A 6,211-nucleotide genomic window follows, 5' to 3' on the forward strand; every position below is an offset into this window, starting at 1 on the left:
GGTCGTTTCGGTTAAGCTTTGGCAGTTCTAATCCAGTGACTTTCCAGCAACGTCCGCAGCTAATCAGTTGGACGATGCAGCCAGTTAAACACACTTAAAGATGCCACCACTCCGACAAAATGAGCCGTTATGCCTGTAGTATTTGCGGCGGCTACAAATATATCCACCGATCGAATGCTGCGGCTAGGGTCGTAAATTGCTACTCCTTGGGGTTGAGACACCGACTTGGCGAGTAGCACGGCAATGGTGGCACCCGTCCCCAAAATCATCAGCAATATGCCGATCGATCCCGTAATCACACTCAGCTTTAGTACCTGCATCACCTTGGTGCGGCGCGGACGGATTGCGGGGTTGGGACTGCCAAGTCGTTTGGCAAACCGAATCATGCGAAATGCCAAGTAGCTGCCAAATAGCAACACCAGCACACCACAGACTGCCCAAAAAATGCCTACACCTAAGCCTGGAGATGTTGCTGGGGCGGTGGCAACACCGATTCTAGGATCTCCTGGTACGGCGATCGATTGATTGAAACTCCGTCCAGCAATTGCCAGTAACAACAGTACAGTTGAAACCGCTGCTAGCCCAACTTGAATGACGAAGCTCACCCAGCCAGCAATCCGCAAAATGCTTACTACCTGCTCGAAGTGAAGATGTGGAGACGACTCGCGATCGGTTTGCATGGCATTGTTACTTTAGAGTTAAATACTTCAATCGTCGATCGAGCTAACACACTAGAGCTAGGAGATCGTCGGTAATACTAATGCTGGTTTTGTTGCATTTCTCTAACTCCGCATAATTCGATGGCGATGCCAGCCAGCGGGATCGATAAAAACACACCAACTAATCCTGCCACCTTCGCACCTACAAGCAATGCAAAAAACATGACTACAGGATTCAAATTGACCGACCCTTGCATAATTTTAGGCATAAGCAGGTTTTCTTGAACTTGCTGAAGCAGAATGCAACTTACCACAGTAATCAATGCGAGAGAGATTCCCTGCTGTAAAATAATCAGCGACACTAAGCTAACTCCCAGCGTTGCGCCAACCCCCGGAATCAAGTCGAATATACTCACGATCGCGGCCAATCCTAATGGAGAATTAACTCCTAACAGTAGGAACACAATATAAATAGCAATACCAAAAAAAATAACCCCAATTAATCTTCCCCAGAAAAAGCCTAGGAAGTTTTTTCGCACCACATCTGTAACGCGATCGCGCATTCCCATCGGGAAAATTCGGAGCAGTAAATTCCACAATCGTTTGCCGTCAAGTAGCATGAATAAAGTAACAACTGCAATAATAACTAAGTCAAGCAAATTTCCGAAAATGTTTTGGAACATTGCCAACCCAAACCCTACAGTAGAAGGTACTTGAGTCCTAAGTTGAGTTTCAAGTTCGCTAATGTCAACATTGACATTCCATCGCTGGAGAAAGATAACCGACCGCTCGACAGATGCGATCGCACTCTCCAACAACTGTGGTGCCTGAATGACTAGCTGCTGTGTCTGTGAAAAAACAGCAGTTCCGATTGTGGCGAAAATCGCAACTAAAATTAATAAACTAAGCAAAAAGACCGAAACAACGGCAACTCCGCGCGGCACGATCCGAGCGGCCCACTGCACTGGAAAGCTCAGTAAGAATGCCAAAATTGCAGCAAATATAAAAATAATAATTACCGAGCTAAAGTAAGCTACGATTTGAACGGTCGCCCACGCCAATATGAATAACAACACATAGCGAATTAGCTTGGTGTTGTTAAGAGTATCCCAGATTGACTGATGTTTGGGTTGGCTCATGTGTAATTATTTCTCGCTCTAGATCGAATCCCACCTCAGCAATGATACAATCGACTTTCAGCCTTGTTTCCTTTGATATTGCTGCCGATATCGATCTAAATTTTTAGTTCTTTTTTCGATCCTACACGAGATAGCACCTGCTGACTCTCTACCTTTGAGTAGATACGATCGTCTCTTGAAAGGTAGAAAGTAAATCCAATTTTGAAAGGATGTTCTGTTTTAACCCATTCAATTCTGGGTCTGCCTTATAATTTTCGTCAATGCGTAATTCCTAGTTCTATATATTCAGAGTCTAATTTATCAACTAAACTCTACCCCTGAATTTCTATTCCCTATCCCCTATTCCCTAATTAATGAAACTCCTCTGTATCAGCAACGGACATGGTGAAGATGCGATCGCATTACCAGTACTCCAAGAATTGCGTAACCTCACCGAACCGCCGGAAATAGTTACATTGCCGATCGTAGGTGTGGGTAAAGCTTATAGCGATAATGGTTTCTCGATCGCGGGTAAAGTCCAAACGATGCCATCGGGGGGATTTATCAATCAGGATAATCGTCAATTGGCACGGGATCTTCAGGGGGGATTGGTGGGATTGACGATCGAGCAAATTAAGACAATTCGCCAGTGGGGACAGTCTGGGGGGAAAATTTTAGCCATCGGCGATATTGTCCCCTTATTATTTGCCTGGATGAGTGGGGCGGATTATGCTTTTATCGGGACTGCTAAATCGGAGTATTATATTCGCGATCGTCAGGGAAAAATATTACGATCGCAGCAAGATTCGATCGAGGCTAAAACTGGCTGTTATTATTTTCCGTGGGAACGCTGGTTATTAAGTAGAAATAGATGTAAGGCGGTATTTCCCCGCGATAAGTTAACTACCAAAATTTTGCAACAGCAGCAAATTCCGGCTTTCGATTTGGGCAATCCGATGATGGATGGAGTCGCTACAGATAGCCGATCGCTATTTTACCAGCCGCAATCGGTCAAGCGAGAACTAGCGCGTCCCCTCATTGTTACCTTATTACCTGGTTCTCGTCCGCCGGAAGCTTATGCTAATTGGGAGCAAATACTTATTGCTGTAAATAGCCTAATTTCGGTCTTTAAGCAGCGTAAAATCATCTGTTTGGCGGCAATCGTCCCGACACTCAATTTGGATAGCTTACAGGACAAGCTCAGCCGATCGGGTTGGATACCAGTTGTCGATCCAGATTTGGAACTAACCAATTTTGCTATTAATTTGGATGCAATTTATTACCAATATGAAAATGCTACGATCGCGATTAGCACTCAAGCTTACTCACAGTTTATGCACAAAGGAGACTGTGCGATCGCGATGGCTGGTACGGCGACGGAACAATTTATCGGTTTGGGGAAACCTGCTGTTACTATTCCTGGTGCTGGCCCTCAGTTTACCCCAGGTTTTGCCGAGGCGCAAACGAGATTACTCGGCGAGTCGGTAATTTTGGTATCTCAGCCGCAAGATGTGGGGATAGAAATTCAGACACTATTACAGCAGCCAGATCGATTACAATCGATCGCGCAGAATGGTCTATTGAGGATGGGTAAGCCTGGAGCTGCGAAACGGATTGCCGAATGTTTGAGGGAAGTCATGAGTTAATCGATCGCCAAATGAAAATGAATGGATTGACTACAAAACCAGGAAAGCATAATGCTTGAGTGCCATGTTTGTAATTCGAGAAAATCGCATACCGAGAATATTAGCGAGGTGTTTCAAATTGGGAGCATCCCACTTTTTATTGCTTATTGGTAGAATAAAGTGTCAAGAACCATTCATCAGGCGGTTCAGCAATCGAGGCTGTTTTTCTCTTTCAAGATTTTAAAAAGTGGGATGCTCCCCTTCTTCCCGAATCAGAAGCCTTAGTTCAAGAAGCACTCGAACGAATTATGACCGATCGCACGGTATTTATTATCGCTCACCGTTTGGCAACAGTTCGCAAAGCCGATCGAATTTTAGTAATTGAAAATGGTGAAATTATCGAAGCGGGTATACATAGTCAATTACTCGATCGAACCGGACGCTACGCACAGTTTTATGCTCGACAATTCAGTCAGGAAGTTTAGGAGTCGATATTGAGTTTAAGATCGGGATTTGAAATTAATCAACTTAGTGCATATCCAGAGAATTTACAGCGTAAATATTCTAAACATGAAATTGGGAATTAGCGATCGGAAATAATATAGATTTGGAAAATTTGACTTTATTATTTATAACCGAACCAGGTGTGAAAAGATCGCTAGTGGTAGCGGATAGTAGGGCGCGGGAGTACCAGGTACGATCGATTTCTAAATTCAGCAACCTCAATGATTGCTTGCAGCCTAATAATTCTAGTATGCTGAGAGTAAGATTCGGCAAAGCCGACACGCCGCGATTGCCGATGGCTCACTGTACCGACGGTAGGCTTACGCCAACGCGAACGATTTTAAAACCTCTATCCTATTTATCTAAATAATTATGTCTCTCTTTCGTCCGCTGATTTCCCTGATGCTGGTATTGATTTCTGTCTTCGTCGTTAGCTGTGGCGATGGTACTCAAGCCAAGGCTCCAACTTATAGCACTCAGCAATTGGCACAAATTCAAACTACCAATAAAAATGTTACCGCGATTAGCGATCGACTGCCCGAACTCGCTAGTTTGATTCAAGAGCGCGACTGGAATAATGTTAAATCTTTCATCCACGGACCGCTGGGCGATATCAGAACCCGGATGTCTGGTTTATCCAGAGAGTTGCTACCAGGAAGCAAAGAGCAAGCATTGGCAATTAGCAAAGAAATTTTCGTGCATCTCAATAAAATTGATGAAGCCGCTAACAACAATGACTACAAAATCGCAATTCGCAACTACGGTGAAGCTCTCAAGGATTTGGCAAGCTTCCAGAAACTGATTCCCGCAGCGTAATTAAATTTTGGGAGTTACCGAACGAGGGCGCAAACCGCCTTCACCAGATAGGGTCGGGATAATTCATGAATTGTCCTTACCCTATTTTTCCGTCAATGCATCAGAATCGACTCTCAACTCTCAAATAATTTAAATGTCCATCAGTATTAGTATTATCGGCTGCGGCATAATTGGCGCGACTATTGCTTACGAACTCAGTCGTTGGCAAAGCCTCTCTGTAAGAGAATCGAATGAATATACGATCGATGTTTATGATGCTTGCCACAAGCCAGCTTCAGCAGCCACAGGCGCAGCTCTAGGCGTACTGATGGGGATTATCTCGCAGAAGGTAAAAGGACGTGCTTGGAACCTCCGTAGAGATAGTATTCGCCGCTATCAAACCCTGATTCCCGAACTAGAACGAGCCACAGGCGCAAAAATTCCTACTAATTCGCAGGGCATTATCAAACTATTATCGGCTGAAGACGATTTGATTAAATGGACGCAATTAGTTAGCACTCGCACCGAGCAAGAATGGCAATTAGAATTATGGAACGCGCGAAAAGTAGTTACCCAACTACCCCAAATAGATCGCCGATTTACAGGGACTGCGGCATATTCGCCCCAAGATTTACAAGTCGATCCAGTTGCCCTGACTGAGGCTCTAGTAGCTGCGGCGCAGCTCAATGGAGTGAATTTTCATTTCGATCGATCGATCGAGTCTATTACCGCCGATCGCCCGCAAAGCTGCGATCTTTTGACTCCCGATCTACCAATTATTACTAGCGACTGGACGATCGTCACTGCGGGGTTGGGTTCGACCAGTTTATTATCGCCCCATGCCGCGATCGATATTCAGCCCGTATTAGGACAAGCCTTGCAAATCCGGCTACCCAAACCTCTAGGTAACCCAGATTTTCAACCAGTTATCGTCAGTGAAGATGTGAATATCGTCCCTAGCGGCAATGATTATTGGGTGGGTGCGACTGTCGAATTTCCCGTCGATGGTGTGGTAACAGCGCAGTTAGAGTGTTTAGAACGACTCAAACAAATTGCGATCGCCACTTGTCCCGACTTAGCCCAGGGTGAAATTATCCGCACCTGGCAAGGGCTACGCCCGCGTCCGAATCAGCGTCCAGCACCTGTAATCGATCGAGTCGGCGCGAATAAACGCATTCTAGTCGCGACTGGACATTATCGGAATGGAATTTTACTCGCCCCTGCAACCGCACGCATTATTGGGGATATGTTGTTGGTGAATGGTGAAAATAGTCAATAGTGGATCGTGGATATAGCGATCCTAAATTCAGGGTAGGGGCAATGTCTTGTCGGTTTTTTTATTCGGAGGGAACCTCCGTTGGCGGAGCCTCTCCGACAGGAGATATAAAACCGCCGCTGTCTTGTCTCGCTCAACCGTCGGGGAACCCGACGAGCGCGAGCCGCTGTCTTGTCGGTTTTTTATTCTGGGGGAACCCCAGAATAAAACCGCCGCTTCATGAATTGCCCCTAC

At 45.4% G+C, this 6,211-nt stretch carries 6 protein-coding genes and 1 pseudogene; 5 read left to right on the plus strand and 2 right to left on the minus strand.

Annotation, left to right across the window (positions count from 1 at the left end; translation table 11 throughout):
* Window positions 1–59 precede the first annotated feature (59 nt).
* Window positions 60–680, minus strand: a complete 621-nt coding sequence (locus tag RMO79_RS10880; RefSeq protein ID WP_310483173.1) for a DUF3611 family protein — start codon at window positions 678–680, stop codon at window positions 60–62.
* 77 nt (window positions 681–757) lie between these two features.
* Window positions 758–1,798: an AI-2E family transporter gene (locus tag RMO79_RS10885; RefSeq protein ID WP_310483174.1), complete on the minus strand. Its 1,041-nt coding sequence runs from the start codon at window positions 1,796–1,798 to the stop codon at window positions 758–760.
* A gap of 353 nt (window positions 1,799–2,151) precedes the next feature.
* Here RMO79_RS10885 and RMO79_RS10890 point away from each other — a divergent pair, with 353 nt between their 5' ends.
* The 5 genes and pseudogenes from RMO79_RS10890 (at window position 2,152) to RMO79_RS10910 (ending at window position 5,980) form a co-directional block, all read left to right on the plus strand.
* Window positions 2,152–3,423: a lipid-A-disaccharide synthase-related protein gene (locus tag RMO79_RS10890; protein WP_310483175.1), complete on the plus strand. Its 1,272-nt coding sequence runs from the start codon at window positions 2,152–2,154 to the stop codon at window positions 3,421–3,423.
* A gap of 248 nt (window positions 3,424–3,671) precedes the next feature.
* Window positions 3,672–3,887 (plus strand): annotated as a pseudogene (locus tag RMO79_RS10895) (ABC transporter ATP-binding protein); the annotation flags it as partial.
* A 122-nt stretch (window positions 3,888–4,009) separates the two neighbouring features.
* Window positions 4,010–4,276, plus strand: coding sequence for a hypothetical protein (locus RMO79_RS10900; protein ID WP_310483176.1), 267 nt, complete (start codon window positions 4,010–4,012; stop codon window positions 4,274–4,276).
* 2 nt (window positions 4,277–4,278) lie between these two features.
* Entirely contained in the window at window positions 4,279–4,722 is a 444-nt protein-coding gene (gene psbQ, locus RMO79_RS10905) for a photosystem II protein PsbQ (protein WP_310483177.1), read from the plus strand.
* Between the two features lie 139 nt (window positions 4,723–4,861).
* On the plus strand, window positions 4,862–5,980 hold the full coding sequence (locus RMO79_RS10910) for an NAD(P)/FAD-dependent oxidoreductase (RefSeq protein ID WP_396136573.1): 1,119 nt from the start codon (window positions 4,862–4,864) through the stop codon (window positions 5,978–5,980).
* The last annotated feature ends 231 nt before the right edge of the window (window positions 5,981–6,211 follow it).

The sequence above is a fragment of the Chamaesiphon sp. VAR_48_metabat_403 genome (genome assembly GCF_031422475.1).
Lineage (GTDB): Bacteria > Cyanobacteriota > Cyanobacteriia > Cyanobacteriales > Chamaesiphonaceae > Chamaesiphon.